At 59.8% G+C, this 341-nt stretch carries 1 protein-coding gene; it reads right to left on the bottom strand.

The genetic code is table 11. The features are described from left to right. Positions 1 to 296, bottom strand: a 296-nt coding sequence (locus OX89_RS08965) for an IS91 family transposase (protein WP_047350364.1), incomplete at its 3' end; no start/stop codon positions are given. Positions 297 to 341: the final 45 nt, after the last annotated feature.

Here is a 341-nt window from a genome sequence, read left to right as displayed (position 1 = left end):
GTGGTGCACGAGGGGCAGACTCCCCGGCCTTTGCAGGAGAAGGCTACAAAGTAGTCGTGCCCACAGTCGCCGCAGCGAGCGCGGGCAAAGCCATGGGCAAAGATGCCGCACTCAAGATACTTGGCAAACGCTTTGCGCACGAAGGGCTTGGGGGTGTGGTGGTCGCCCTGGCCGTCGAACTGACCCGCGCTGGCCAACTCTAGCCAGGTCTCGTAGTGCTCGGCTACCGTTTGGTAGAGCAGCGTGCGTTCGGGGTGGCGTGGGTTGTAGAGCTTGGGCTTGGAAGTGGCTGACATGAATACTGTACAAATGCACAGTATTCTGCGGCGATTGTTTGGGTA

Origin of the sequence: Diaphorobacter sp. J5-51 (assembly GCF_001023515.1) — a bacterium.
GTDB classification, from domain to species: Bacteria; Pseudomonadota; Gammaproteobacteria; order Burkholderiales; family Burkholderiaceae_C; genus Diaphorobacter; species Diaphorobacter nitroreducens.
This window is presented reverse-complemented; position numbering and strand designations above follow the sequence as displayed.